At 63.4% G+C, this 26,805-nt stretch carries 22 protein-coding genes and 1 pseudogene; 4 read left to right on the forward strand and 19 right to left on the reverse strand.

What is annotated here, in order from left to right:
- Positions 1-12: 12 nt before the first annotated feature.
- The 12 genes and pseudogenes from nuoI to DKM43_RS07940 form a co-directional block, all read right to left on the reverse strand.
- Positions 13-498 (reverse strand): NADH-quinone oxidoreductase subunit NuoI, encoded by a 486-nt coding sequence (gene nuoI, locus DKM43_RS07885; RefSeq protein ID WP_109797861.1) that lies wholly within the window; start codon positions 496-498, stop codon positions 13-15.
- The gene (gene nuoH, locus DKM43_RS07890; protein ID WP_109797862.1) at positions 495-1,541 is read right to left on the reverse strand and encodes an NADH-quinone oxidoreductase subunit NuoH; all 1,047 of its coding nucleotides are present in this window, start codon (positions 1,539-1,541) and stop codon (positions 495-497) included. Before nuoH ends, nuoI begins: the two co-directional genes overlap by 4 nt.
- Complete coding sequence (gene nuoG, locus DKM43_RS07895; protein WP_109797863.1) at positions 1,538-3,547, reverse strand: NADH-quinone oxidoreductase subunit NuoG; 2,010 nt, start codon at positions 3,545-3,547, stop codon at positions 1,538-1,540. Before nuoG ends, nuoH begins: the two co-directional genes overlap by 4 nt.
- The gene (gene nuoF / locus DKM43_RS07900; protein ID WP_109797864.1) at positions 3,547-4,857 is read right to left on the reverse strand and encodes an NADH-quinone oxidoreductase subunit NuoF; all 1,311 of its coding nucleotides are present in this window, start codon (positions 4,855-4,857) and stop codon (positions 3,547-3,549) included. The genes nuoG and nuoF overlap by 1 nt, the downstream gene beginning before the upstream one ends.
- Before the next feature lie 3 nt (positions 4,858-4,860).
- The gene (locus DKM43_RS07905) at positions 4,861-5,529 is read right to left on the reverse strand and encodes a complex I 24 kDa subunit family protein (RefSeq protein ID WP_109797865.1); all 669 of its coding nucleotides are present in this window, start codon (positions 5,527-5,529) and stop codon (positions 4,861-4,863) included.
- The gene (locus DKM43_RS07910; protein ID WP_109797866.1) at positions 5,529-5,879 is read right to left on the reverse strand and encodes a nuclear transport factor 2 family protein; all 351 of its coding nucleotides are present in this window, start codon (positions 5,877-5,879) and stop codon (positions 5,529-5,531) included. Before DKM43_RS07910 ends, DKM43_RS07905 begins: the two co-directional genes overlap by 1 nt.
- Positions 5,876-7,087 (reverse strand): NADH-quinone oxidoreductase subunit D, encoded by a 1,212-nt coding sequence (locus tag DKM43_RS07915; RefSeq protein WP_109797867.1) that lies wholly within the window; start codon positions 7,085-7,087, stop codon positions 5,876-5,878. The genes DKM43_RS07910 and DKM43_RS07915 overlap by 4 nt, the downstream gene beginning before the upstream one ends.
- 11 nt (positions 7,088-7,098) lie before the next feature.
- A pseudogene (locus DKM43_RS07920) lies at positions 7,099-7,713 on the reverse strand (NADH-quinone oxidoreductase subunit C); the annotation flags it as partial.
- A gap of 13 nt (positions 7,714-7,726) precedes the next feature.
- On the reverse strand, positions 7,727-8,287 hold the full coding sequence (locus tag DKM43_RS07925; protein ID WP_109797869.1) for a NuoB/complex I 20 kDa subunit family protein: 561 nt from the start codon (positions 8,285-8,287) through the stop codon (positions 7,727-7,729).
- On the reverse strand, positions 8,284-8,670 hold the full coding sequence (locus tag DKM43_RS07930; protein ID WP_109797870.1) for an NADH-quinone oxidoreductase subunit A: 387 nt from the start codon (positions 8,668-8,670) through the stop codon (positions 8,284-8,286). The genes DKM43_RS07925 and DKM43_RS07930 overlap by 4 nt, the downstream gene beginning before the upstream one ends.
- A gap of 164 nt (positions 8,671-8,834) precedes the next feature.
- Positions 8,835-10,274, reverse strand: coding sequence for a coniferyl aldehyde dehydrogenase (locus tag DKM43_RS07935; RefSeq protein ID WP_236632443.1), 1,440 nt, complete (start codon positions 10,272-10,274; stop codon positions 8,835-8,837).
- 18 nt (positions 10,275-10,292) lie between these two features.
- The gene (locus DKM43_RS07940) at positions 10,293-11,099 is read right to left on the reverse strand and encodes a prepilin peptidase (protein ID WP_236632444.1); all 807 of its coding nucleotides are present in this window, start codon (positions 11,097-11,099) and stop codon (positions 10,293-10,295) included.
- Positions 11,100-11,202: 103 nt separating this feature from the next.
- On the opposite strand from DKM43_RS07940, the gene DKM43_RS07945 reads away from it, so the two are divergent.
- On the forward strand, positions 11,203-12,399 hold the full coding sequence (locus DKM43_RS07945; RefSeq protein WP_109797871.1) for an acetyl-CoA C-acyltransferase: 1,197 nt from the start codon (positions 11,203-11,205) through the stop codon (positions 12,397-12,399).
- A gap of 36 nt (positions 12,400-12,435) precedes the next feature.
- Here the strand turns inward: DKM43_RS07945 and DKM43_RS07950 are convergent, their stop codons facing one another.
- Entirely contained in the window at positions 12,436-12,972 is a 537-nt protein-coding gene (locus DKM43_RS07950) for an SH3 domain-containing protein (protein WP_109797872.1), read from the reverse strand.
- Between the two features lie 114 nt (positions 12,973-13,086).
- Between DKM43_RS07950 and DKM43_RS07955 the strand changes: the two genes are divergently transcribed.
- Both DKM43_RS07955 and DKM43_RS07960 read left to right on the forward strand, forming a co-directional pair.
- Positions 13,087-14,106 (forward strand): 2-hydroxyacid dehydrogenase, encoded by a 1,020-nt coding sequence (locus DKM43_RS07955; RefSeq protein ID WP_109797873.1) that lies wholly within the window; start codon positions 13,087-13,089, stop codon positions 14,104-14,106.
- A gap of 147 nt (positions 14,107-14,253) precedes the next feature.
- Entirely contained in the window at positions 14,254-15,567 is a 1,314-nt protein-coding gene (locus tag DKM43_RS07960) for an ammonium transporter (protein ID WP_109797874.1), read from the forward strand.
- An 82-nt stretch (positions 15,568-15,649) separates the two neighbouring features.
- Here DKM43_RS07960 and DKM43_RS07965 read toward each other — a convergent pair whose 3' ends face one another.
- The 6 genes from DKM43_RS07965 to DKM43_RS07990 form a co-directional block, all read right to left on the reverse strand.
- Positions 15,650-17,059: an NAD(P)H-dependent flavin oxidoreductase gene (locus DKM43_RS07965; protein ID WP_109797875.1), complete on the reverse strand. Its 1,410-nt coding sequence runs from the start codon at positions 17,057-17,059 to the stop codon at positions 15,650-15,652.
- Positions 17,059-17,817: a class I SAM-dependent methyltransferase gene (locus tag DKM43_RS07970; RefSeq protein WP_109797876.1), complete on the reverse strand. Its 759-nt coding sequence runs from the start codon at positions 17,815-17,817 to the stop codon at positions 17,059-17,061. Before DKM43_RS07970 ends, DKM43_RS07965 begins: the two co-directional genes overlap by 1 nt.
- Positions 17,817-18,944: a peptide chain release factor 2 gene (gene prfB / locus DKM43_RS07975; RefSeq protein ID WP_109797877.1), complete on the reverse strand. Its 1,128-nt coding sequence runs from the start codon at positions 18,942-18,944 to the stop codon at positions 17,817-17,819. Before prfB ends, DKM43_RS07970 begins: the two co-directional genes overlap by 1 nt.
- Positions 18,945-19,039: 95 nt before the next feature.
- Positions 19,040-19,588: a peroxiredoxin gene (locus DKM43_RS07980; protein ID WP_109797878.1), complete on the reverse strand. Its 549-nt coding sequence runs from the start codon at positions 19,586-19,588 to the stop codon at positions 19,040-19,042.
- Positions 19,589-19,675: 87 nt separating this feature from the next.
- Complete coding sequence (locus DKM43_RS07985; RefSeq protein WP_109797879.1) at positions 19,676-22,210, reverse strand: penicillin-binding protein 1A; 2,535 nt, start codon at positions 22,208-22,210, stop codon at positions 19,676-19,678.
- Positions 22,211-22,318: 108 nt separating this feature from the next.
- Positions 22,319-23,227, reverse strand: coding sequence for an N-acetylmuramoyl-L-alanine amidase family protein (locus tag DKM43_RS07990; protein WP_109798080.1), 909 nt, complete (start codon positions 23,225-23,227; stop codon positions 22,319-22,321).
- A gap of 620 nt (positions 23,228-23,847) precedes the next feature.
- On the opposite strand from DKM43_RS07990, the gene DKM43_RS07995 reads away from it, so the two are divergent.
- Entirely contained in the window at positions 23,848-26,721 is a 2,874-nt protein-coding gene (locus tag DKM43_RS07995; RefSeq protein ID WP_109797880.1) for an Rne/Rng family ribonuclease, read from the forward strand.
- The last annotated feature ends 84 nt before the right edge of the window (positions 26,722-26,805 follow it).

The following is a 26,805-nucleotide window of genomic DNA, read 5'->3' on the forward strand; positions in this document are numbered from 1 at the left end:
TTGCGCGGCCCCCTAGCGATACGGCGCATCGGCTTCAAGGTTCGCGGCAATCGCCCGCTCCCACTTGTCGCCGTTCGCAAGCAGCTTGGCCTTGTCGTAGAGCAGCTCCTCGCGCGTTTCTGTCGCGTATTCGAAGTTCGGCCCCTCGACGATGGCATCGACCGGGCAGGCTTCCTGGCAGAAGCCGCAGAAGATGCACTTGGTCATGTCGATGTCATAGCGTGTGGTGCGGCGGCTGGCGTCCTCGCGCGGCTCTGCCTCGATGGTGATCGCCTGCGCCGGACATACGGCCTCGCACAGCTTGCATGCAATGCAGCGCTCTTCACCGTTGGGATAACGGCGCAGCGCATGTTCACCACGGAAGCGCGGGGACAGCGGGTTCTTCTCGAACGGGTAGTTGATCGTCGCCTTGGGCCTGAAGAGATACTTCAAGGTCAGCCAGTGCGCCTTCACGAACTCCCACAGGGTAAAGCTCTTGATGAGCTGTCCGACAGTCATGCGAAGTGTCCGGTAGCCATGAGGTAGCCGCTGACGAGGAAGACGAACAGCAGCGAGACGGGCAGGAAGACCTTCCAGCCCAGACGCATCAGCTGGTCATAGCGGTAGCGCGGCACGGTGGCCTTCACCCAGCTGAAGATGAAGAAGAAGAACAGAATCTTGAGGAGCAACCACACGAAGCCGGGCACAATGTAGAGCACCGGAATATCGAGCGGCGGCAGCCAGCCCCCGAAGAACAGCGTGGCGTTGAGCGTGCACATCAGCAGCACGTTGGCATATTCGCCAAGCCAGTAGAGCGCGAAGGCCATCGACGAATATTCGGTCTGATAGCCTGCCACCAGTTCGCTTTCCGCTTCGGTCAGGTCGAACGGTGCGCGCGCGGTTTCCGCCAGCGCCGAAATCAGGAACATCACCCACATCGGGAAGAGCAGCGGGTTGAACCAGAAGCCGTTCACCAGCCCAAGGCCATGGCCCTGCTGCGCCTTGACGATATCGTTGAGGTTGAACGTGCCCGCCCAGAGCACGACTGTGACGAGAATGAAGCCGATGGAGACTTCATAGGAAATCATCTGCGCCGAGGCGCGCATCGCCGAAAAGAAGGGATACTTCGAGTTGGACGACCAACCCGCAATCACCACGCCGTAAACACCGAGCGAGGAAATCGCGAGGACATAGAGCAGGCCAACGTTGATATCGGCGAGAACCGCGCCCGAATTGAACGGGATGACCGCCCACGCCATCAGCGCCACGGTAAAGGTGATGATCGGCGCGATGAGGAACAGGCCCTTGTTCGCGGCCGAAGGAATGATGGTTTCCTGTAGGAAAACCTTGAGACCATCCGCGAAGGACTGGAGAAGGCCGATCGGCCCCACCACGTTCGGGCCCTTGCGCAGCGCCATGGCCGCCCAGATCTTGCGGTCTGCATAGATGATCATGGCAACGCCCAGCATCAGCGGAAACGCGATCAGCAGAATGCCGCAGATGGTGGCAATGCCCCAGGCCCACTCGTAGGAGAGGCCAAGACCCATGAAGAACTCGGTCATTCCGCGGCCTCCGCTTGAGGTTCACCGTGGAGAAGTTCCGCCGAACAGCGCTGCAATGTCGGGCTGGAACGGGCGATGGCGTTGGTCAGGTAGCGATCCTTGATCGGGTAGGCTTCGATCACGCCTTCCGCCTTTGCATCCGCGGGAGCGTCAGGAAGCGGTCCGTAATCGGCCAGACCTTCAACGCCCAGCGCCGGAACCTCGGCAACCATTGCTGCGCGAAGCTCGTCGAAGCTGTCGAAGCCGACCGAGACGCCCAGCGCATCGGCCATGGCGCGCAGGATCGTCCAGTCCTCGCGGGCATCGCCCGGAGCGAACACGGCCTTCTCGGCATACTGCACACGGCCTTCAGTATTGACATAAGTGCCGTCCTTCTCGCTGAACGCAGCGGCAGGAAGGATCACGTCGGCAGCGTGCGCAGCCTTGTCGCCATGATGGCCAATGTGGACGATCATGCTGTCAGCAAACTTGGTGAAGTCCACCTCGTCCGCGCCCAATGAAATCACCATCTTCGGCTTCGCGGCTACAAGGTCGGCAATGCCGCCCTTCTGCGCATATCCCAGCATCAAGCCACCCATGCGGCTTGCGGCCATATGGATCACGTTAAACCCGTTCCAGCCTTCACGGACCAGATTGAACCTTTCGGCGAAGGCCAGGCCCGCGCCAAGCGCGCCCTTGCCCAGCGCCGCGCCGCCCAGAATGATCGCAGGCTTCTGCGCAGCCGCGAATGCCTCGCTCACCGCCGCAGGCAGATCATTCAGAACGGCCAGATCATTGCCAAGGAAGGTCGCCGGATAGGTTGGATTCCACTGCGGGCCAATGATGAAGACCTTCGCGCCCTTCTTCGCCGCCTTGCGCAGCCGGGGATTGAGCAGCGGCGCTTCATCGCGGATCATCGATCCAACGATCAGCACTGCGTCGGCATCCTCGATCCCGGCAATGCCGCTGTTGAAGTTCACCGCAGCAAGGTTCGACGTGTCGTAGGCAAGGCCCGTCTGACGGCCTTCCAGCAGCGTCGAACCCAGCGCTCCCGCCAGCTTCTTTGCCGCAAACATCGTCTCGCAATCGACCAGGTCGCCCGCGATCACCGCGACAGCCGAGCCGGGATTGATCTTCGCGACAGCCTCGAATGCCTCGGCCCACGTGGCCGCAACCAGCTTGCCATCACGCCGCAGCCACGGCTTGTCGAGACGGCGCCGGGTCAGCCCGTCGACCATGTAGCGTCCACGGTCAGACAGCCATTCCTCGTTCACGTCGTCGTTGACGCGCGGCAGGATGCGCAGCACTTCGCGGCCGCGGCTGTCGAGCCGGATGTTTGATCCGAGCGCGTCCGAAACGTCGATCGACAGCGTCTTCTTCAGCTCCCACGGCCGCGCTTCGAATGCGTAGGGGCGGCTGGTCAGCGCGCCGACCGGGCAAAGATCGATCACATTGGCAGAAAGCTCGTGCGCGGCAGCCTTTTCGAGATAGGTCGAAATCTGCATGGTCTCGCCGCGATAGAGCGCGCCGATCTCGTCAACGCCTGCCACTTCCTCGCTGAAGCGCACGCAGCGGGTGCAGTGGATGCAGCGCGTCATCACCGTCTTGATGAGCGGACCCATATACTTCTCGGTCACGGCGCGCTTGTTTTCGTGATAGCGCGACGTGCCGCGGCCATAGGCCACAGCCTGATCCTGAAGGTCGCACTCGCCGCCCTGATCGCAGATCGGGCAATCGAGCGGGTGGTTGATGAGGAGGAACTCCATCACCCCTTCCCGCGCCTTCTTGACCATTTCGGAATCCGTGCGGATGTCCTGCCCTTCACTCGCGGGCAGTGCGCAGGAAGCCTGCGGCTTGGGCGGCCCCGGCTTCACTTCGACCAGACACATGCGGCAATTGCCGGCAATGCTCAGCCGTTCATGATAGCAGAAGCGCGGGATTTCCTTTCCGGCCAGCTCGCACGCCTGCAAGACAGTAGCGCCTGCGGGGACTTCGATCTCTACGCCGTCGACTTTGACCTTTGGCATTATTCTGCTGCCTCCCGGACATCGCCCGCGCGTTCAGCGATGCGACGTTCGATCTCTGGGCGGAAGTGGCGGATCAGGCCCTGGATCGGCCATGCGGCCGCATCTCCCAGCGCACAGATCGTGTGGCCTTCGACCTGCTTGGTCACGTTGAACAGCATGTCGATTTCCTCGACCTCTGCATCGCCGGTGCGCAGGCGTTCCATCACGCGCCACATCCAGCCGGTGCCTTCGCGGCAGGGGGTGCACTGGCCGCAGCTTTCGTGCTTGTAGAAATAGGAAAGGCGGCTGATCGCGCGGACGATGTCGGTGGACTTGTCCATGACGATGACGGCGGCGGTGCCAAGGCCCGAACCCAGCGCACGCAGCCCGTCGAAATCCATCGGCGCGTCCCAGATTTCGGCAGCGGGAACCAGCGGAACGGATGAACCGCCGGGGATCACGGCGAGCAGGTTGTCCTTGCCGCCACGGATGCCACCGCAGTGCTTCTCGATAAGCTCGCTGAACGGGATGCTCATCTCTTCCTCGACCACGCAGGGCCGATTCACATGGCCGCTGATCTGGAAGAGCTTGGTGCCCTTGTTGTTCTCGCGCCCGAAGGACGAGAACCACGAAGCGCCGCGCCGCAGGATCGTGGGCGCAACCGCGATCGATTCCACGTTGTTGACCGTGGTCGGGCAGCCATAGAGACCCGCTCCTGCCGGGAACGGCGGCTTGAGACGGGGCTGGCCCTTCTTGCCTTCGAGGCTCTCGATCATCGCGGTCTCTTCGCCGCAGATGTAGGCACCCGCGCCGCGATGGACGAAGACGTCGAAATCGTAACCCGAACCGGAAGCGTTCTTGCCGATCAGACCGGCGTCATAGGCCTCCTGCACGGCGGCGAACAGCGTTTCGGCTTCGCGGATATATTCGCCGCGAATGTAGATATAGGCGGCGCGCGCGCGCATCGCGTAGCCGGCGATCAGCGCGCCTTCGATCAACTTGTGCGGATCGTGGCGGATGATCTCGCGGTCCTTGCACGAACCGGGTTCGGATTCGTCGGCGTTGATGACGAGGAAAGACGGACGGCCGTCCCCATTCTTATCTTTAGGGCTTTCCTTGGGCATGAACGACCACTTCATGCCGGTGGGGAAGCCCGCACCGCCACGGCCGCGCAGGCCCGACGCCTTGATTTCCTCGATGATCGCGTCCTGCCCGCGCTCCATCAGGGCCTTGGTATTGTCCCAGTCGCCGCGCTGGCGAGCAGCAGCGAGATTCCACGGCTGGAAACCGTAAAGATTGGTGAAAATGCGATCCTTGTCAGCGAGAGCCATGGCTTACCACTCCCCCCGGTAATCGTGGTTCTCGTTGACCATGGCGGTCAACGTGCTGAGAGCGCCTGCCGGTTCGACCGTGTGCCGGCCGGGAAGCTGCGTTCCGGTCTTGGGCTGTCTGCCTGCGGCCAGTTCGTCGAGAATACGCTCCATGTCGGCGGGCGTAAGATCTTCGTAGTTGTCGTCGTTGATCTGCACCATCGGGGCCGAGGCGCAATTGCCCATGCACTCGACCTCGGTGAGGGTGAACATTCCGTCAGGCGTGGTGTGGCCCTTCTTCAGGCCCTTGGCCTTGCAAGCCGCCATGATATCGTCCGACCCGCGCAGCATGCACGGCGTCGTCCCGCAGACCTGCACGTGGAAACGGCCGATCGGGGCAATGTTGTACATGGTGTAGAAGGTTGCCACCTCGACCACGCGGATGATCGGCATGTCGAGATAGTTTGCCACATATTCCATCACGGGAATCGGCAGCCAGCCTTGCGTGTTCAGTTCCGCACCAACCTGGCGCTGCGCCAGATCGAGCAGTGGCATCACCGCCGAGCGCTGGCGCCCTTCGGGATAGCGCGCGACGATCTGCTTCGCCTTTTCGGCGTTCTCGGCCGTCCAGGCAAAATTGCCCCAACGCGCCCGCAGTTCGGGGCTGTCAGGTTCGATGTAGCGGTCAGCCATTAGCGAATGAACTCCACCCGAGAGCACTTGTCGCCCTCGAAAGAATAGACTGCGATCACGTCGAACGGCTCGACCAGCGCCGAACCATCGGTCGCGGGGCCGCGCGTCACATGCTCACGCACCAGCACGAAGTTGCCGATGGCCTGAGCCTCGACGATCTCGGCACGGTTCTGCGGCCAGCGCGCGAATGCCGCGGCAAGCCCCGCGCGCGTGCCCTCCTTGCCCGCGCGCACCACATCGCCGCGATAGTTTGCCTCGCAGGCATCCTCGGTCATGTAGGATACGTAGGCATCCACGTCCTGCGCGTTGTAGGCGGCGATCATGGCCTTGGCCGTTTCAAGATGGCTCACCGGTCGCACTCCCCGAACACGACGTCGATCGCACCGAGGATGGCGGTGGCATCCGGCAGCATGTGGCCCTTGCACATGAAGTCCATCGCCTGAAGGTGGCTGAAGGCGGTCGGCCGGATCTTGCAGCGATAGGGCTTGTTCGACCCGTCAGAGACCAGATAGACGCCGAATTCGCCCTTGGGGCTTTCGGTCGCCACATAGACTTCGCCCGCCGGAACGTGGAAGCCCTCGGTATAGAGCTTGAAGTGATGGATCAGCGCTTCCATCGACTGCTTCATCTCGGCGCGCTTGGGGGGCACCACCTTGCGATCGGTGCTGGCAATCGGGCCTTCGGGCATCTGGGCAATGCACTGGCGCATGATGCGGGCCGACTGGCGCACTTCTTCCACGCGGACCATGAAGCGGTCATAGCAGTCACCGCTGGTGCCGACGGGAATGTCGAACTCCATGCGGTCATAGACATCGTAGGGCTGGCTCTTGCGCAGGTCCCACGGAATGCCCGAACCACGGATCATCGGCCCCGAAAAGCCCCAGCGCAGCGCGTCTTCCTTCGAAACGACGGCAATGTCGACGTTGCGCTGCTTGAAGATGCGGTTGTCGACGACGAGGCTCATGGCATCCTCGAACAGCGGGAACAGACGCTCGTCGATCCAGTCCGCCATGTCGGTCAGCAGCTTGAGCGGAACGTCCTGATGCACGCCGCCGGGCCGGAACCATGCCGAGTGCATGCGTGCGCCCGATGCCCGTTCGAAGAAGTTGAGGCAGTCTTCGCGAATCTCGAAGAGCCATAGGTTCGGCGTCATCGCGCCAACGTCCATGACGTGGCTGCCGAGGTTGAGCATGTGGTTGCAGATGCGGGTCAGTTCGGCGAACAGAACGCGCAAATACTGGGCGCGCAGCGGCACCTCGATGTTCAGCAGCTTCTCGACCGCGAGCACATAGGAATGCTCCATGCCCAGCGGCGAGCAGTAGTCGAGCCGGTCGAAGTAGGGCAGCGCCTGGAGATAGGTCTTGTGCTCGATCAGCTTCTCGGTGCCGCGATGCAGCAGGCCGACATGCGGATCGATGCGCTCGATGATCTCGCCGTCAAGTTCCATCACCATGCGCAGCACGCCATGTGCCGCCGGGTGCTGGGGCCCGAAATTGATCGTGTAGTTGGTGATGACCTCGTCGCCGGTGGTCGGCGACTGTTCCAACGAAAGGCTCATGCCTTCGCTCCTTCCGCCTTCTCGTCGCCGGGCAGCACGTAGTCCGCCCCTTCCCACGGGCTCATGAAGTCGAACTGGCGCAGATCCTGGGCAAGCTGCACCGGCTCATAGACAACGCGCTTGTCCTCTTCGGAATAGCGCAGTTCGACATAGCCCGTCAGCGGGAAGTCCTTGCGGAAGGGATGCCCCTGAAAGCCATAATCCGTAAGGATGCGGCGCAGATCGGGATTGCCCGCAAAGAGCACGCCGAACATGTCGTAAACTTCACGCTCATACCATCCGGCATTGGGCCACAGCGTGGTCACGGTCGGCACCGGGCTGGCTTCGTCGGTCGAAACCTTCACGATCACGCGGTGGTTCTTCGTGACCGAAAGCAGGCAATAGCAGACCTCGAACCGCTCTGGCCGCTGGGGATAGTCAACCCCAACGATGTCCATGAGCTGCTGGTATTCGTGGGTATCGCGCAGAAGGCGCAGCGCATCCTCGATCCGGTCGCGAACGACCGTGAGCAGGATTTCGCCGTTGGCCTCGTGCGAGGACAGGAGCATGTCACCAAGGGCTGCTGCCAGCGCATCGCGAACACCTTCGTTCGACGACCAGCGCGGCGCGGAATGAAAAACCGTCATTGCCGTTGCTCCCTCAGCGCTCGATCGTGCCGACGCGGCGGATTTTCCGCTGAAGTTGCATCACGCCGTAGAGCAGGGCCTCGGCAGTCGGCGGGCAACCGGGAACATAGATGTCAACCGGCACGATACGGTCGCAGCCACGCACCACCGAATAGCTGTAGTGGTAATAGCCGCCACCGTTGGCGCACGAACCCATCGAGATCACATACTTGGGATCCGACATCTGGTCATAGACCTTGCGCAGGGCAGGCGCCATCTTGTTGCACAGCGTTCCCGCCACGATCATCACGTCCGACTGGCGCGGGGACGCGCGCGGGGCAACGCCAAACCGCTCCATGTCATAGCGCGGCATGTTCACGTGGATCATCTCCACCGCGCAGCAGGCCAGACCGAAGGTCATCCACCACAGCGAGCCGGTGCGCGCCCACTGGAACAGTTCCTCGGTGGAGGTGACGAGAAAGCCCTTGTCGCTGACTTCGGCATTGAGACTGTCGAAGAATGTCTGATCCGGCGCGGTGATCGCCCCTTGCGCGGATGGCACGAGCGGAGAAGAAGTGGTGGCCATGTTGCTCATTCCCAATCCAGCGCGCCCTTCTTCCAGGCATAGATGAAGCCGATAATCAGCTCCGCGAGGAAGATCATCATGGTGGTCCAGCCTTCCCAGCCCGTTGCGCCAAGGCTCACCGCCCAGGGAAACAGGAACGCGGCTTCAAGGTCGAAGATGATGAACAGGATCGCCACGAGGTAGAAGCGCACGTCAAACTGGCTGCGTGGATCCTCGAAGGCGGGGAAGCCGCATTCATACTCGCTCAGCTTCTCGGCGGTGGGGTTGTGCGCCCCGGTCAGGCGGGCCACCCCCATCGGCAGAAAGACGAACGCGATGGACAGTGCCAGAGCGATCCCAAGGAAAATGAGGATCGGCAGATATTGAGCCAAGTATGAAGACTGGTCGACCAAAGGGCTGACTCGCGTAGCTGCTGGTATCGCCAGCGCCCTAGTCCCGACATCGCCATCGCGCAAGTGGTGTGCACTGCACTATGAGCCGATTTGACCGCCCTTTTTCCGAAGCCTCGCACGGCGGCGGCGCGGTTCGCGGCGGGAACCGCGCCCCTGGCATCACTCTATTTCAGCTGCATCTTCAGCGTGCGTTGCGTGGCCGCGCCATAAGGCGGCTTGAGGCCCGCAATCCGGGCAAGGTCGAGCTTCGGCTGGCGATAAACCGCACGCGCATGGCTGAATGTGCGGAAGCCTTCGACGCCATGGTAGCTGCCCATGCCCGATGGCCCCACGCCGCCAAACGGAAGATCATCGGCCGAGACATGAAAAATAACATCGTTGACCGTCACCCCGCCCGAAATGGTCCGGGTCAGCACGCGCTCGCGCTCGGCCTCGTCCTCGCCGAAATAGTAAAGCCCCAGCGGCCGGTCATGGGCGTTGATGTAATCGATGGCCTCATCGATCGCGCGATAGGTCTTTACAGGCAGGACAGGCCCGAAAATCTCGTCCTGCATCACCTTCATGTCGTCGTTCACGTTGCGCAGGATCGTCAGCGGCAGCTTGTTGCCGTTCGATCCCTCGAAGTTCTCGTTGCCGGGATTGACGACGATGGCTTCGGCCCCCTTGGCCACGGCATCCTCCACCAGCCCGGTCAGGCGGTCACGGTGGCGCCGATTGATGACCGAGGTGTAGTCGTCGTTCGCCAGCAGGGTGGGATACATGCGGGCGACGCTTTCCTGCACCGCGCCGATGGCCTTGCCTTCCATGTCTTCAGGCACGAGCATGTAATCGGGGGCAAGGCAGATCTGCCCTGCATTCATCATCTTGCCCAACGCGATGCGTTCAGCCGCCCGCGCCACATCCGCACTGCGGCCCAGCACCGTGGGCGATTTCCCGCCCAGTTCCAGCGTGACCGGCACAAGATTGTCGGCGGCGGCATGAAGCACGTGCTTGCCGATCGATGTTGCCCCGGTGAACAGGAGATGATCGAACGGCAGCGAACAGAAATCCTGCCCGGTCCTCGGCCCGCCCAGCACCACTGCCACCTCGTCCGCGCCGAAATACCTTGGGAACAGTTCGGCCATCAGTTCGGAGGTGCGCTCGGTGAACTCGCTCGGCTTGACCATCGCCCGGTTTCCGGCGGCAAACGCCTGCGCCAGCGGCCCCATGGTCAGTCCCACGGGGAAGTTCCACGGCGCAACGATTCCGATCACCCCCTTGGGCTCATAACGCACTTCGGCCTTTGCCCCCAGAAGGCCCAACGGAAAGTTGACATGCCGCTTTTCAGGCTTGGCCCATGCCTTCATCCGCTTTTGCGAATAACGGATGAGGCTGAGCGAGGGCATGATGTCGGTCAGCATCGACTGTTCATGGCTGCGGTGGCCGAAATCGGCGCTCATCGTTCTGGCAAAAGCCTCACCGTTCTCCAGCATCATCAGAGCGCAGCGTTCAAGCCGGTCCTGCCTCACGGACAGAGGCTCTGGCCGTGCGGCGGTAAAGGCCGCGCGCTGGCGGTGCAGAACCTCGACCATATCGTCGCGGATGGTTTCCCTGAACATCTTCATCTCCCCCGGCGAATCGCGTTATCCAGCCCCCTGCATCAGGAACAGCGGCCATGCCGTAACGGCAAGGCAGGTTCCCAGCGGCAGGGCCGTGTCGGAAGCGATACTACGTTTGCTGACAAGCATGACAATAGCCGCAAGCAGCCCCGCAACGCTCGCCCCCAGCATGGTCTGGACCACGCCAAGCGGCCCCAGCCACAAGCCGATCGCACCAAGCAGCGGCGGATCGCCCGCCCCCATGCCGGTCCGCCCGCGGACCCGTTCATAGGCACGCGCAATCAGCCAGAGAAGCGCAAAGCCGAGTATCCCGCCTGCGGCGGCATGCACCAATGGCGCAATGCCCTGTGCGAACCACGCACGCGCGGCTGCAACCGCAAGGCCGCTCAGCGCCAGCAGTCCCGTAAGCACGCGCGGCAGCCACAGGTGCCTGAGATCGAGAAGGCCGAGCAGAAGAAGCTGCCAGCCCAGCAGCATCGCGGCCAGCACCCCGTCCTCTGCCGCAAAGGCGACCGCGCCCACCGCCACGCCCGCCCCGCCCAGTTCGCAGGCAATCTGCCAGCCGCCGATACGAGCATCGCAGGTCCGGCACTTTCCCCTGAGCACGGCGAACGACAGCACAGGGACGAGTTCCCACACCGAAAGCGTGCGGCCGCAGCCGTCACAGGCGGATCGTCCAACGACGACCGATCTGCCCATCGGCAGGCGGACCAGCGCAGCGCCAAGGAAACTGCCAATGATGGCGCCCAGCACCGCAGCCGCGGCAACCACCGTCCAGAGCGGCAGGAGCGTAACCGTCGCATCCGCGATGCCTGTCAGTTCTGTCATCATGGGCCCTTTGCCCGATTTGCTTTCGCTGCAGTGCAGCACTAGATAGGGAGCCGCAACCCGGTGCCCCGCGACATGGGGCCGAAAAACAAGAGGCCGTCAAGCCATGGCACAGTTCTCCTCCGCCGATCCCATCGTCATCCTTTCCTATGCCCGCACGCCGATGGGTTCGATGCAAGGCGCATTGGCAGATGTCGCGGCCACCGAACTTGGCGCAACCGCGGTAAAGGCTGCGGTCGAGCGCGCAGGCGTCGCCCCCGACAGCATCGAGCGCATCTACATGGGCTGCGTCCTTCCTGCTGGACTTGGTCAGGCCCCCGCCCGTCAGGCCGCGATCAAGGCTGGTCTGCCCAAGTCGGTCGAGGCCACCACGGTCAACAAGGTCTGCGGATCGGGCATGCAGACGATCATCATGGGCGCAGAAGCCCTCGCTGCGGGCAGTGTCGATCTGATCGTGGCGGGCGGCATGGAATCGATGACCAACGCGCCCTATCTCCTGAAAAAGCATCGCTCAGGCGCGCGCATCGGCCATGACACGGCCTACGACCACATGTTCCTCGACGGGCTTGAGGATGCCTACGATGCCGGGCGCGCCATGGGCACCTTCGCGCAGGACACCGCAAATGCCTATCAGCTCACGCGCGAACAGCAGGATGCCTATGCCATCGAATCGCTCCGCCGTGCGCAGACGGCCGTGGCTGACGGCTCGTTCGCTGACGAAATCGCCCCCGTTACGGTCAAGACCCGCAGCGGCGAAGTGATCGTCGATACTGACGAAGCCCCGGCCAAGGGCCGCCCCGACAAGATCCCGTCGCTCAAGCCCGCCTTCGCCAAGGACGGCACCATTACCGCTGCGACATCATCGTCCATTTCGGACGGCGCGGCAGCCGTGGTCCTGACGCGGGAAAGCGTGGCGAAGGCGGCAGGTCTCAGCCCGGTCGCCCGGATCGTGGCGCTTGCCGCCCATGCACAGGAGCCGAAGGACTTCACCACGGCTCCGGTGGGCGCGATCAACAAGGTTCTGGAAAAGGCAGGCTGGTCCATCGACGATGTCGACCTGTTCGAAGTGAACGAAGCCTTCGCCTGCGTCGCCATGTTCGCGATGCAGGATCTCGGCATCGGCCACGAAAAAATCAACGTCAACGGCGGGGCAACGGCGCTTGGCCACCCCATCGGCGCGTCGGGCACGCGCATCGTTACCACCCTGCTGGCGGCGCTGAAGAAGCACGGCAAAAGCAAGGGCGTCGCGAGCCTGTGCATCGGCGGCGGCGAGGCAACGGCGCTGGCGGTCGAACTCGTCTGACTGCCGCTGAAAATAGCCGCTGAAATCTGACCAGGATTAAGGCTTGTCCGCGCCCCAGACGCCGGTGGCGCGGACATAGCCCTTGCGCCCGTCCACATCGAACGCGCACCAGCCATCGGCGCAGGTATCGATCGTGCCGATCACACCGGGAGCAGCCCGCCACAGCAGTCGGCCCGATCCGTCTTTCTTCTCGAACATCGGCGCCGGCGCGCCCCTGACGATCCCGGCGCGGTCGCGCGTCAGGAACTGTGCAAGCACCCACCCGCGCGCGCCATCAGGGTCTTCGACCAGACGCCAGCCACCGATCAGGCGAAGCACCTTAAGCGGCACGCCCTTGCGCACATATGTCCAGTTGATCCGGTATTCGCGGCCCGGACCCACGCGCATGTTGACCTTGTCCTTGGCGGTAGAGGCCCAGTAGGGCACTTCGTCGGCAGCCCCCTGCGCGGCTAGCGGAGCCGCCGGCAGGACAATCATCGCAGGCAGCCCCGCCGCCAGACAAAGCGCCGCAATCAGCCGCAGGCGAGATCGGATCTTGCCTTGCGCGCCATTGTTTGGATCGGACTCGTTCATGCCGGGCAAGTTGCAAAATTGTGCGCAAAGGGCAACGGGGATGCACGGCCTGTCCACCGCAAAGCCCGATGCATCGGCTTGACCGTTCGCCTCAAGCGCGCCTAGCTTCACGCCATGCCCAGTTCTGCCGATTATCGCCCGACCCGCCGCGTGGAAGGCAAGCCCCGCGTGGTCGTCACGCGCAAGCTCCTTGCCGAAACCGAAGCGCGCATGACCGAACTGTTCGACGCGCGGTTCAATGCCGAAGACCGTCCGCTCTCGCGCGATGCCCTGATCGAGGCGATGCAGAGCGCGCATGTGCTTGTCCCCACCGTAACCGACCGGATCGATGCCGATCTCATCGCCAGCGCCGGACCGCAGCTTGGTCTCATCGCCAATTTCGGCGCGGGCACCGAACATATCGATCTTGCCGCCGCCCGCGCCCGCAGGATCATCGTGACGAATACGCCGGGAGTCTTCACCGACGATACCGCCGACATGACGATCGCGCTCATCATCTCGGTCAGCCGTCGTCTCAATCATGGCGGACGCATTCTGCGGGCAGGCAAGTGGGAAGGCTGGGCACCATCGACCATGCTGGGACACAGGCTTTCCGGCAAGACGCTGGGCATTCTCGGCATGGGGCGGATCGGACAGGCCGTGGCGCACCGCGCGCGGGCTTTCGGGCTGAACATTGCCTATCACAGCCGCCACCGCCTGCCCGAAGCGCTGGAAACGATGTTCGGCGCACGCTTCGTTCCCGATCTCGATGATCTGGTGGCCGAAGCCGATATTCTTACCCTGCATTGCCCCGCATCTGCCGAAACACATCACATCATCGATCGGCGCCGCATCGCGCTGATGAAGCCGCAAGCCTATCTGGTCAACACGGCGCGCGGTCAGCTCGTCGAGGAAGAAGCCCTGATCGAAGCGCTTGTCGAGGGGCGCATCGGCGGCGCAGGTCTTGACGTTTTCGAGCATGAACCCAAGGTCGACCCGCGCCTGCTTGCCCACCACAACGTGGCCATCCTGCCGCACATGGGCAGCGCCACTTTCGAGGGCAGGCTGGCCTCCGGCGACAAGGTCATGGCCAACATCCGCTTCTGGGCCGATGGACACCGCCCGCCCGATCAGGTGCTCGAAGGGCTGGTTTAGGGCGGCTGCGCCCGTTGCGGTTCATTTTCGCACAGCTGCCGTTCCTGCCTGATCTTGTGGAAGTGTGTCCTGTTCCTCTAATGCCCCGCCGAGGGGAAAGGGCGGGGCGCACAAGGTGCCTGACCGCTGCCGGGGAGAGAACGATTGATGCGCAATGTCATGAAGGCAGGTCTCGCACTCGCTCTGGCGCTGCTGCCGGTCGCGGCGCACGCACAGGCTGATCTGGTCACTGTCGAGGATGCAGCCGATACCGGCGATACCGCGTGGATACTGGTGTCCTCGGCCTTCGTGCTGATGATGGCCATGCCGGGACTGACGCTGTTCTATGGCGGTCTGGTGCGCGCCAAGGGCTTTCTGGCGGTTCTGGTGCAGGTCGGCGCGATTGCTGCCCTCGCCTCGGTGCTGTGGATCATCGTCGGCTACACCCTAGCCTTCGGCGACGTATCTGGCGGCTGGCTTGGCAGCGGAAATGCGTGGATGCTGCTGAACATCGGCAATGTTCGGGCAGGCACCACCATTCCGGAAAGCGCCTTCGCCCTGTTCCAGATGTGCTTTGCCCTCATCACCCCCGCGCTCATGGTCGGTGCCTGGGTCGATCGCGCCCGGTTTGGCTGGGTGGTCGCCTTCTGCGCCCTTTGGGGCCTGATCGTCTATGCCCCTGCGGCCCACTGGATCTGGGGTGGCGGTTGGCTTTCGACCAAGTTCGGAACGCTCGATTTCGCGGGCGGGATCGTGGTCCATACCACCGCAGGGGTTTCGGCACTGGTCGTGGCGCTGCTGCTGGGCAAGCGCGCCGGTTTTCCCCGGACGCTGATGTTGCCGCACAGTCCGGCGCTGACCATGGCGGGCGCGGCATTGCTGTGGGTGGGCTGGTTCGGCTTCAATGGCGGATCGGCACTGGCCGCCAACGACGATGCGGCATCGGCCATCATCAACACCCACCTTGCTGCCAGTGTGGCGGCGCTGGTCTGGCTCCTCATCGAAAAACTGTCGGTCGGCAAGTCCACCTCGATCGGTTTTGCCACGGGGGCCATCGCGGGCCTTGCCACGGTCACGCCCGCCGCAGGCTACATCGCGCCGGGGGCTGCCATGATCTTCGGCGCACTTGCGGCTGCGGTCTGCTACCCGATGATCCACCTCATCAAGCACCGGCTCGAAATCGACGATTCGCTTGATGTGTTTGCAGTGCACGGGGTTGGCGGGATGCTTGGCTCTTTGCTGCTGGCAGTATTCATCTCGCCCATGCTTGGCGGCACCGGCTATGCCGAAGGCATGGGCCTTGGCAGCCAGCTTGTCGCGCAGCTTGCGGGGGTGGGCATCGTCGCCCTGTGGAGCGCGTTCGGCACCGTGATCTGCGCGCTGATGGTCTCGATGGTCATCCCGATGCGCGTAACCGAAGACGAAGAACGCGACGGGCTGGACATTTCAAGCCACGGGGAAAGGGCGTGGGAACTGGACTGACCGGTTTCCTGCGCCTGACGCCAGTTGAAAAGGGCGGGTCGTCTGAACGGCCCGCCCCTGTTCGATCCGCAATCGCAACAGCTCAGTCGCCGGTCAGGATACGGTCCACCAGTTGCTTCACGGTGGGCGTGAAGTTGTTGGAATAGAACGGGTCCTGCTTGAAGCGATAGGCCGCATGGCCTGCAAACATCAGGTTCTGGTTGATGTCTCCGCCATGGGCAATGTCCTGAAGCGTCTTCTGGATGCAGAAGCTGCGCGGATCGGCCAGACGCCCGGTGGTGTAATCATCGTGGTCCTTCCACGAAGAGAACCCGCAGTGCGAGAGGCAGCCCATGCAGTCCTTCTGGTCCTGCTGGATTTCCTCACGCTCGGCAGTCGTCACGAACACCATCGTATCATCCGGCGTGCGCAGGGCATGGATGAACCCCGCCGCGTGCCATTCGCGCGCACGGGCCAGATCGTTGGGCGTCACCCAGAAGTTCTTGCCGCGCACGCCCACGTCAAGCTGCGCGGTATGCTCTCCAGCCGCAACGCGAGAATAGGGGATCTGCCGTTCCGAGCGCGCTTCGAGCGCGCGCAGGAAAGGATTGCGCACGGCCGACGAGTAGAACCCCGTGGGCGAGAACCGGTGTAGCAGCACGTCGCCCGGCTCAAGCGTGCGCAAGTGGTCCTTCCATGCCTGCGGGATCGGGCTTTCCTGCGTCAGCAGCGGCCGGGTGCCGAACTGGAAGGCAATGCTTCCCAGTTCCGGATTGTCGATCCAGTCGTTCCATTCGCGCAGGAACCAGACGCCGCCGGCCATCACGATCGGCACGTCATCGGCAACGCCCTCGGCGCGCATCACGTCACGCAGCGCCTTGACGCGCGGATAGGGGTCTTCCGGCTTCTTCGGATCTTCGGCGTTCGACAGGCCATTGTGACCGCCCGCCAGCCACGGGTCTTCATAGACGACAGCGGCCAGAAGGTGCGAAACCTTATGATACGCACGCTTCCACAGCGCGCGGAAGGCCCGGCCCGAAGAGACGATGGGCAGGTAGTTGACATTGAACCGCGCGGCAATCTCGGACAGACGGTAGGGCATTCCCGCACCGCACGTCACACCGGTGACTAGCCCCTTGGTCCTTTCCAGCACGCCTTCGAGCACGGCCTGCGCCCCGCCCATTTCCCACAGCACGTTGATGTTGATGGCGCCCTGCCCGTTCGCGATCTCGTAGGCGCGCTTCACCTGTTCGACGCCGCCGTCGATCGCATACTTGATCAGTTCCTCGTGGCGCTCCCGCCGCGTGAGGGCATGATAGACCTGCGGAATGATCTTGCCTTCGGCATCGTAACTGTCAGCGTTCACCGCACTCACGGTGCCAATGCCGCCAGCAGCGGCCCACGCACCGGAACTCATGTGATTGGTTGCAGCAACCCCCTTGCCGCCCTCTACCACCGGCCAGACTTCACGGCCGCCGTAAACAATCGGCTTCAACCCCTTGAACGCAGACATCAATTTCCTTTCAACGCGCCTTTCGCGTCTTGCCCTTTTGCCACAGCGACGCGGCAAGGCCGGATCGCGCCCGGCTCCGGCCGCGCATTGGCGACCGTGAACTGGGCATAATAACCCGCAATTTCGGGTTTACGGTGAAATTGCTCCAAACGAAAGCCCACTGCTTCCATCTCGCATATCAGCAATTGCGGCGGGATCCCGTGCTGATCGGTTGACCGGTCGACATCGACCACCACCACCTTGCCGCCGGGCTTGAGCGAGGGCCACAACCGCCAGAGAAAGGCATAAGGCTCGCTCACTTCGTGATACATGTGGACGAGGAACACGCGGTCAAAGCTCGCATCCGGGAGGCGCGGATCGTCCGCCGCGCCCGGCTTGATCGAGACATTGTCGCGCCGGTCAGCCTCGACGCGCGCACCGAGCCGCCGCAGGGCGTCGCCATCAATGTCCTGCGCAAGAACGCGCCCCTTCGGCCCCACCCGTTCCGACAGACGGACGGTGTAATAGCCTTCACCCGCACCGATATCGGCAACACTCATGCCGGGCTTTACCCCCGCGAGGTCCATGACGGTGTTGGCCTCGTTGCGATCGTCACGGTCCCGCTCGTTCGAAAAGGCATTGGCGCCAAGACCGGAAACCGGGCGATCCGCTCTGGGAAAGGCGCGCGCGGTTTCCGCCCGATCATCCTGCTGCTGCGGCTGACAGGCAAGAACAAACGCCGCAAGGGCCGTGGTCAGAAGGGCCGAAGCCCGTGCCATCAATCGTCGTCCTCTACGGAAACCTTCTCTCCGGTAACTTTCTGCGAAAGCGCGGCGGCCATGAACGGATCAAGCGCACCGTCAAGAACTTCGCTCGGGTTGGTGGATACCACACCGGTGCGAAGGTCTTTCACCTGCTGGTAGGGTTGCAGCACATAGGACCGGATCTGATGTCCCCAGCCGATTTCGGTCTTGGCCGCATATTCGCCGCTGGCCGCAGCCTCGCGCTTGGCGAGTTCGGCTTCGTAGAGCCTCGCCTTGAGCATCCCCATCGCTGTCGCGCGGTTCTTGTGCTGGCTGCGGTCGTTCTGGCTTGCCACGATGATGCCGGTCGGAATGTGCGTGATGCGCACGGCGGAATCGGTGGTGTTCACGTGCTGCCCGCCCGCACCAGACGCGCGGTAGGTATCGATCTTCAGGTCGGCAGGGTTGATTTCCACCTCTATGTTGTCGTCGATCTCCGGATAGACCCAGACTGAACTGAACGAGGTGTGGCGCCGGGCCGAACTGTCGTAGGGGCTGATCCGCACGAGCCGGTGAACCCCGCTTTCGGTCTTGGCATAACCATAGGCATTCTCGCCCTTGATGAGCAGGGTGCAGCTCTTGATGCCGGCCGCTTCGCCAGCGTGATAATCCACCAGATCAACCTTGTAGCCATGGCGTTCGGCCCAGCGCGTGTACATGCGCTGGAGCATTTCGGCCCAGTCCTGGCTCTCGGTGCCGCCTGCACCCGCATGGACTTCGAGGAAGGCGTTGTTGGCGTCAGCCTCGCCCGCAAGAAGTGCCTGGACCTTGTCCTGATCGGCGCGATCGGCAAGGGCGGCAAGCGTTGCCAGCCCCTCGTTCACGGTATCCTCATCGCCCTCGGCTTCGCCCAGTTCGATGAACTCGATGGCATCGGCCATTTCCTGGCTGATCTGGTTGACCGTTCCGATTGCCGCTTCGAGCCTGCGCCTCTCGCGCATGACCTCTTCGGCCATCTTGGGATCATCCCAGAGCCTGGGGTCTTCGACGCGGGCATTCAGCTCGTCGAGACGGCGCACCGCGCGCTCCCAGTCGAGGAACTTGCGCACCAGCGTCAGCGCGGCATTGATGCGGTCGATATGGGCCTGCCCTTCGGCACGCATGGCGATCCAACTCCGGAACTATGAAACAGCAAACAGACTGCGCCGCTTAGCGAAGCGGGCAGGCATGTAAAGCCCAACTATGCCGCAAGGGAGGATCAGCGCGCCGGTTTCAGCTTGCGCACGGCGGCCAGCGTCAGCTTCACATGATCGCGGTAGTCCATGTCGGAATGGACCATGACGATCCTGCCATCGGTCCCGATGACATAGCTTGTGCGCTTGGTAAGTCCGATAGGAATGCCGACCGCCTTCAGGGCAACATCGTAGCCCTTGATGACTTCGGGGCTAGCGGCCGCAACGGCAAACTTGTCGCGGCAGGCTTCGGTGGAAAACTTCTGCAGGGTGGCGATGTCATCGTTCGACATGCCGATCACGGTGGCACCGGCGGCGGCAAAATCGGCCGATGCTTCGGCAAAGGCGTGGGCTTCGAGGGTGCAGCCCTGCGTGAAAGCCTTGGGATAGAAGTATAGCACCACCGGACCCTTCTTCAGGGCATCGGCAAGCGAGAAGGTGAACGGCTTGCCTGCAAGCGCTCCCTTGGCCACAAAGACCGGGGCCTTTGCCCCGGCGGCAAGTTCGGCGCTGGCGGGGGCAGCAATGCCAAGGGCAAGGGCGGCTGCGGCGAGGAGCGATGCTGTTCTGGTCATGGGCATTCGATACCAGAGCCATCACCACCGCGCCAATGCCTTTGAGGGCATGAACGCCCGAAAGGCGCGGCGCGCCTGTCCGGACGATCAGTAGATCCCACCCTGCTCTTCAAGGAAGCCCTGCTCTGCCGGTCCGGCATCATCGCCGCCATCCACGATGCCGCGCGCGGCGCGGGCGCGCTTGATGGCGTCGATCACCGCCTGCTTGGCGGTCAGCTCGCCTTCGCGGGCGGTGCGCCGCGGCTCAGTGTCAGGCTTGAACGCTTCCCAGATGATGGCAGCCTTGGCCACGCTGTTGTCAGGCGTTCCGCCGAAAACCCGCTTGCCCGAAACGCGGTCGATCCTGACCATTCGGATACCTTCAGGAGCCTCGAAGGGAATGCTTTTCCAGCGCGCGCGGGTTTCCTGCACGAACTGCTTGAACACCGGGGCGGCAATGCGGCCCCCCTGCGCATAGCCACCAAGGCTTCGCGGCTGGTCATAACCGATATAGACCCCGGCGATGACATCGGGCGATCCGCCGACAAACCAGACATTGGTCGGCCCGGAGGTCGTCCCGGTCTTGCCGAAAAGCGGCAGGCCGAGATCGCGCAGCGTGACTGCCGTTCCGCGAACGACCACGCCTTCGAGCATGTGAACCACCTGATAGGCCGTGCGCGGGTCCAGCACCTGCTTGCCCCCTGGCTGGAAGCGCGGCATGGGCTTGCCGTCCCATTGCGCCATGGTGCAGCCTTCGCAGCGGCGGGTGTCCGCACGCCAGATCACCTTGCCGTTGCGATCCTGCACATAGTCGATCACGCTGGGCGCATACTGGCGTCCGTGGTTGGCCAGCGCGGCATAGGCATTGACCATCTTGAGCACGGTCGTGTCGCCAGCCCCCAGCGACATTGACAGGAAGGGCGGATAATCGCCAATCCCAACGGTCTTGATGGTGCGCACGACCTTGTCCATGCCCACATCGTTGGCGACCCGGACCGTCATCAGGTTACGCGACTGTTCGAGCCCCCAGCGCATGGTATGGCTGCCCGAACCGCCCTCGTTGCCGAAGTTGCGGAAGCACTTCTCGCCCAGCGCTGCGCCCTGATAGACGCAGAACGTGCCATCCACGACCATCGAGGCCGGCGTCATCCCGTTGTCGAGCGCGGTGGCATAGACAAAAGGCTTGATCGTCGATCCCGGCTGTCGATTGGCCTGCGTTGCGCGGTTGAACGAACCAAGGCGGGCATCGAAACCGCCCTGCATCGCCAACACCCGGCCATTGCGCGGGTCTTCCACCACCATCCCGCCCGAAACTTCGGGGATCACCCGCACGGCATAGGTATCGGCACTGACCGGCGCGGCGGCGGTCACGTCGCCGGGGCGGATGGCATCGGGCAGATTGACGATCGCCGCGGTGCGGCCATCGGCAAAGCCGATCGTTCCGCTGGATCCGCTTCGTTTCAGCAGAACGCCGATGCGCCAGTTCTGATAGTTGATTCCGATGTTGCTTGTGATGAGTTCGGTCTGCCAGCGGTCGTCATCAAGGTTGATGTGCGCGATCGGCCCGTGCCAGCCGCGCCCGCCCGAATAGCGCAGCAAGGCGGTGCGCAGGGCATTCTGCGCAGCGGTCTGCATCTGCGTATCGAGCGAGGTGCGCACCCACAGCCCGCCCGCATAGACACTGTTGGGGCCGTCCTCGGCCTGCTCGCCGAACTTCTCGATGAGTTGCCGCCTCACTTCCTCCAGGAAATATCCGGCATCGGCAGTGTAGTTCTCCGCCCGGCGCGGCTTCAGGCCCAGCGGCATGGCCTTGGCCTGCGCCGCCTCCTGCGGGCTTGCCCAGCCATTGCGGACCATCTGGTCGAGCACCCAGTTGCGCCGATCGAGCGCCATCTGCTCGTTCTTGGCGCGTCCATAGCGTTCCGGGGCCTTGGGCAGGATCGCCAGAAATGCGGCTTCGTGAAGGTGCAGATCGCCCACGTCCTTGTCGAAATAGGCCCGCGCCGCGGCCTGCACGCCAAAGCTCTGCCGCCCCAGCGGGATCTCGTTCAGATAGAGTTCGAGGATCTGCTCCTTGTTCAGCACGCCTTCGATCCGGCGGGCGAGGATGATTTCCTTGAGCTTGCGCGAAATCGAATATTCGTCGCCGATCAGGATGTTCTTGGCGACCTGCTGGGTAATGGTCGATCCGCCGCGAGCACGTTCGCCCGAACCGTATTTGGTCACATAGTCGATCACCGCAGCGCCGAAGCCGAGATAATCTATGCCGCCATGGGTCCAGAAGGTCTTGTCCTCGGCGGCAAGGAAGGCATTTATCATCGGCTTGGGAAAGTCGACGAAGCGCAACTGCACGCGCCGTTCGCGGGCATAGCTCGATACGATCTCGCCATCGACGCCGCGCACCATCGTGGGCAGGGGCGGCTGATAGGTAAGGAGCTTTTCCGCCGATGGCAGGGTGCGCACCACCGTGACCCACAGCACCAGCCATGCGACAAGGAAACCGGCGATCAGGTAGCCGCCCAGCCTGAACCAGCGGCTAGTCCGCCAACGCTGCCGGAAGCCTCCGGTCAAAGCCTGCCAACTTGCCTTGCTGCCACCACGCAGGAGCCGAAACCGCGATTGCCGGGATGTGTCATCAGCCATGATGCGTCGCCTCTAGCACGGCCTCGCGCCTGCAAGCCAGCATCTTGCGGCGCATAGCTGGCAAACCCGGCAAGGACGCCACGCGCCGCAGTGGTGCAGCCTTTTTCACTACTGTGCCGTCGGGCTGGAAGCAGCCTCGACCTGATCGATCGGCGCGGCCTGTTCCTCGGCCAGAAAGATGCCGATGGCCCTGGCAAGGGCATTGGCAAAGGCGCGTCTCCACGCGGCATCGGCCATGGCCCGCGCATCATCGGCATTGCTGATGTATCCCGCCTCGACCAGCGCGGAGGGAAGGTCCAGAGATTTGAGGACGACAAACGCCGCCTCGCGCTGCGGCGTGGCGTGGAACCGGATGCGTTCGCCCGCCTCTCGCACCACCAGTTCGCCAAAGCGCAAGGATCGTGCGCGGGTTTCGCGGCGCGAAAGATCGACCAGAATCGAGGTCACCGCCTCGCCCTGATCGGCCAGACGCACGCCGTTGAGGACATCGGCGCGGTTCTCGCGGGCGGCAATGGCTTCGGCTTCGGCGTCCGATGCCTTGTCGGACAGCGTATAGACAGTCGCCCCGCGCGCCGAGGGCACCGCCGCCGCATCGGCATGGACTGACACGAAAAGATCAGCGCCCAGCCTGCGTGCGATCTGCGCGCGTTCCTGCAAGACCAGAAACCTGTCATCGTTGCGGGTAAGGGCCACACGAATGCGTCCCGTTGCCAGCAAGGCATCGCGCAGCGATCTTGCCATGGCAAGCGTGAGATCCTTTTCCCGTTCCCCGCCCGAACCGCTGGCGCCCGGATCATGACCGCCGTGCCCGGCATCGATCACGACCAGCGGACGGCTGGTGTCAGCCGGGCCTTCGATCGGAGGCAGCGGCATCTCGCCGGTGCGCCGCGACAGTTCCATGCGCACCACGTAGCGCGGCGTGATATCGGCAACACCTGTTGAAAACAGCGCCCACATGGCGGCAGCCGCCGCAACCGGGGCAGCAAAAACCGCAGCGATCAGCCCCAGATCATCCATGCCCTTGCCCCATCCCTGCCAGCCTATGCCCCGCACGCTGCTGCGTGGTCCAGCGCGAAATGATCCGCATGGTTAATGGCTTGCAGCACGATTGTTTTAATTGCCGCTTTGCATTTGCGGTGCTAGCAAACCTTTACCGGGGCGTGTCGGCGTCGGCCATGTTTGAGCATTTGCTTGCGTCCCGGACGTATTCCCGGATGGCTTGCATCCCCAATGCCGGACGGGATTGCCGATTCACCACTCCCCGCACAGGTGGACAGGGCGACCGCGGCAAAGCGGCGCCTTAATCCGCACCACAAGGTTGATGCCGTTGATGATGAGCCGTGTTCCGTTCCTGCCAAGCTGCCTCGCCGGGGCAGTTGCGGCTTGGACGCCTGACGGCACGCGCAATTCGCCGCGAATTGTCATCACAGCAGACACACACCAACCGCCGCCGGACGGCGAGCGCAGGAATGGCGCGCACTATGCGCACAGCTTCCCATGGCTCCGATCCGGCAAATCCGCATTCGTGAACACTGCCCGCTCTGGCTTTGCCGGGCGCGGCATCGTTTGCGCATACCACATGATCCGCGCCAGCCTGACAGGGGAATCCCGGCGGCGGCGCGGCTGGAGAATGAATAATGACCACGCGCATGCTTATCGATGCGCGCCACCAGGAAGAAACCAGGGTGGCGGTGCTGAAGGGCAACCGGATTGAAGAGTTCGACTTTGAATCTGCCGATCACAAGCAGATCAAGGGCAATATCTACCTCGCCAAGGTAACACGGGTAGAACCCTCGCTACAGGCAGCTTTTGTCGATTTTGGCGGAAACCGTCACGGGTTCCTCGCCTTCAGCGAGATTCACCCGGACTATTACCAGATCCCCAAGGAAGATCGCGAGGCACTGCTGGCCGAAGAAGCGGCCCATGCCGAGGAAGAAGCCGCCCTTCGCGCCGCCGAGGACGCGGAGGATGACGATTACGCCGATGGCTATGATGCCGACGGCTATGATGCCGAACAGGGCGTCACCGAGGTCGACACGTCCGAAAAGGATCAGGTGGCCACGATCGAAGGCGGCGTCGTCGAAAACGGCTTCGACCATGACGTCGAGGACGCCGAAGATACCGGCAGCTCCGCAGAGGAAGGCGAAGACGGCGAAGGCGAAGATGGCACGGGCGGGCGTCCGCGCGGGCGTCAGGGTCGTCGCCGTCAGGGGCGCAGCCAGGGCAAGGAAGCCGACGAGCTTCGCGCCAAGCGCATGGCACTGCGCCGTCGCTACAAGATCCAGGACGTCATCCAGCGCCGTCAGGTTCTGCTGGTGCAGGTGGTCAAGGAAGAACGCGGCAACAAGGGTGCCGCGCTGACCACCTATCTCAGTCTTGCCGGGCGCTACTGTGTGCTCATGCCCAATTCGAGCCATGGTGGCGGTATCAGCCGCAAGATCAGTTCGTCCGCCGACCGCAAGCGCCTCAAGTCGATCATCGCCGAACTCGAACTGCCGCGCTCGATGTCGTGCATCGTGCGCACCGCAGGCTTGCAGCGCACCAAGCCGGAGATCAAGCGCGACTTCGACTACCTCGCCCGTCTCTGGGACGAGATCCGCGAACGCACGATGAAGTCGGTCGCCCCGGCGCTCATCCATTCGGATTCCGACCTGATCAAGCGGGCGATCCGCGACATCTACAACCGCGAGATCGAGGAAGTCGTGGTCGAGGGCGAGCAGGGGTATCGCGCCGCCAAGGACTTCATGAAGCTGCTGATGCCGAGCCACGCGAAGCGGGTGAAGCAGTATGCCGATCCGGTGCCGCTGTTCCAGCGATATGGTGCCGAAGACCAGCTTACCGCGATGTATGATCCGGTGGTCCAGCTCAAGTCGGGCGGCTATCTGGTCATCAACCCGACCGAGGCGCTCGTCTCTATCGACATCAACTCCGGCCGCTCCACCAAGGAGCACGGGATCGAGCAAACGGCGGTTGCCACCAACCTTGAGGCCGCGCGCGAAATTGCCCGCCAGCTCCGCCTGCGCGACATGGCCGGGCTTGTAGTCATCGACTTCATCGACATGGAATACGGATCGAACATCCGCAAGGTCGAGAAGGCGATGAAGGAGGCGCTCAAGAACGATCGCGCCCGCATCCAGGTGGGCCGCATTTCCGGCTTCGGCCTGATGGAAATGAGCCGCCAGCGCCTGCGCACCGGCGTGCTTGAAGCCACGACCCGCGCCTGCCCGCACTGCGATGGTTCGGGTCTGGTCCGCACCGCATCGTCGGCCGGGCTCTCCGCGCTGCGTCTGATCGAGGATGAGGCCGCCAAGGGCAAGGGCAATGTCGTGTCGCTCTATGCCAGCCAGGAAGCGGCCATCTATGTGCTCAATGCCAAGCGCGCCGATCTGACCGAGATCGAGGAACGCTACGGCGTTACCGTTGAAGTGATCCCCGAAGGCGAGAACGAGGGCGCGAAGATGCGCGTGGCCTCGCGGGGGCCCAAGCCGGACTTCGTTCCCCGGTTCGAACCGATCATCGAGCCGGAGGAAGACGAAGATGTCGTGGACGAGAGCCTCGACGAGGAAATCGAGGAAGAGGAATCGCGCGCGCGTGCGCCGCGCGGCGAGAATGCCGACGAGAACGGGGAACGCAGCGATCGCCGCAAGCGCCGCAAGCGCCGCAGGGGTCGCAAGAACGACCGGCGTGACGAGGACGCCGCAAGCGAAGCCCAGCCTGCCAACGAAGATGGCGCCGATGATGCTGCTTCGGACGAGGACGGCGAAAGCGCCGAAACCCGGCAGGATCAGCAGGGTGCAGAGGACGAGAATGATCGCACGCCGCGCAAGCGTCGTCGGCGTGGTCGGCGTCGGCGCACCCCGCGCGACAACGAGGCTGCGATCTCAGAAGCTGGCGAACCCGCGGAGGTCTCCGCCGGTGAAGACGCGGCCGATGGCGGGCCGGAAGCGGCATCTTCGGATGAGCCGAAAGGCAGCGCCACTGACACCGCTCCTGCTCCCGCGGAAGCGGCCGCAGAGGGTGAAGCAGAGGCCATAGCGCCTGCGGCCAAGCCAAAGCGCACCCGCCGGAAAAAGGCCGAACCCGTGGCAGAAGCTGTGGAAGAGGCTGGGGCCGAGACTGCGCCTGCCGCGCCCGCAGTAGCCGATGAAGCCACAACAGCCGCCGATGCAGCGACTGAGGCCGGACCCGTGGCCGAAAAGCCGAAGCGGACCCGCCGCAAGAAAGTGACGGCAGCGGAAGAGCCGGTGGCCGCCGAAGCTGTCGAGGCCGCAGCCGAACCGGCAGCGCCTGCACCCGAAAAGCCCAAGCGCACCCGCAAGAAGAAGGTCGAAGCCGTTGCCGCCGATGCAGCCCCTGCCGAAACCCTGACGGCGGAAGCACCGGCCGAAGCCGCAGCGGAGCCGGTCGCCGATAGTTCGGCCGAAGCGCCTGCTCCGCAGGACACGGCTGCCGAGGCGGCAGAACAGCCCGCACCGCGCCGGGGCTGGTGGCAGCGCACTTTCGGCGCCTGAGCCGCCGCAATCCGCACCAGATGAAAAGGGGCCTTTGCCGCACAACCGGCAAAGGCCCCTTCTTCGTTTCAGCGGATGCAGCGC

It is taken from the genome of Novosphingobium meiothermophilum, assembly GCF_003171715.1.
Taxonomy (GTDB): domain Bacteria; phylum Pseudomonadota; class Alphaproteobacteria; order Sphingomonadales; family Sphingomonadaceae; genus Novosphingobium; species Novosphingobium meiothermophilum.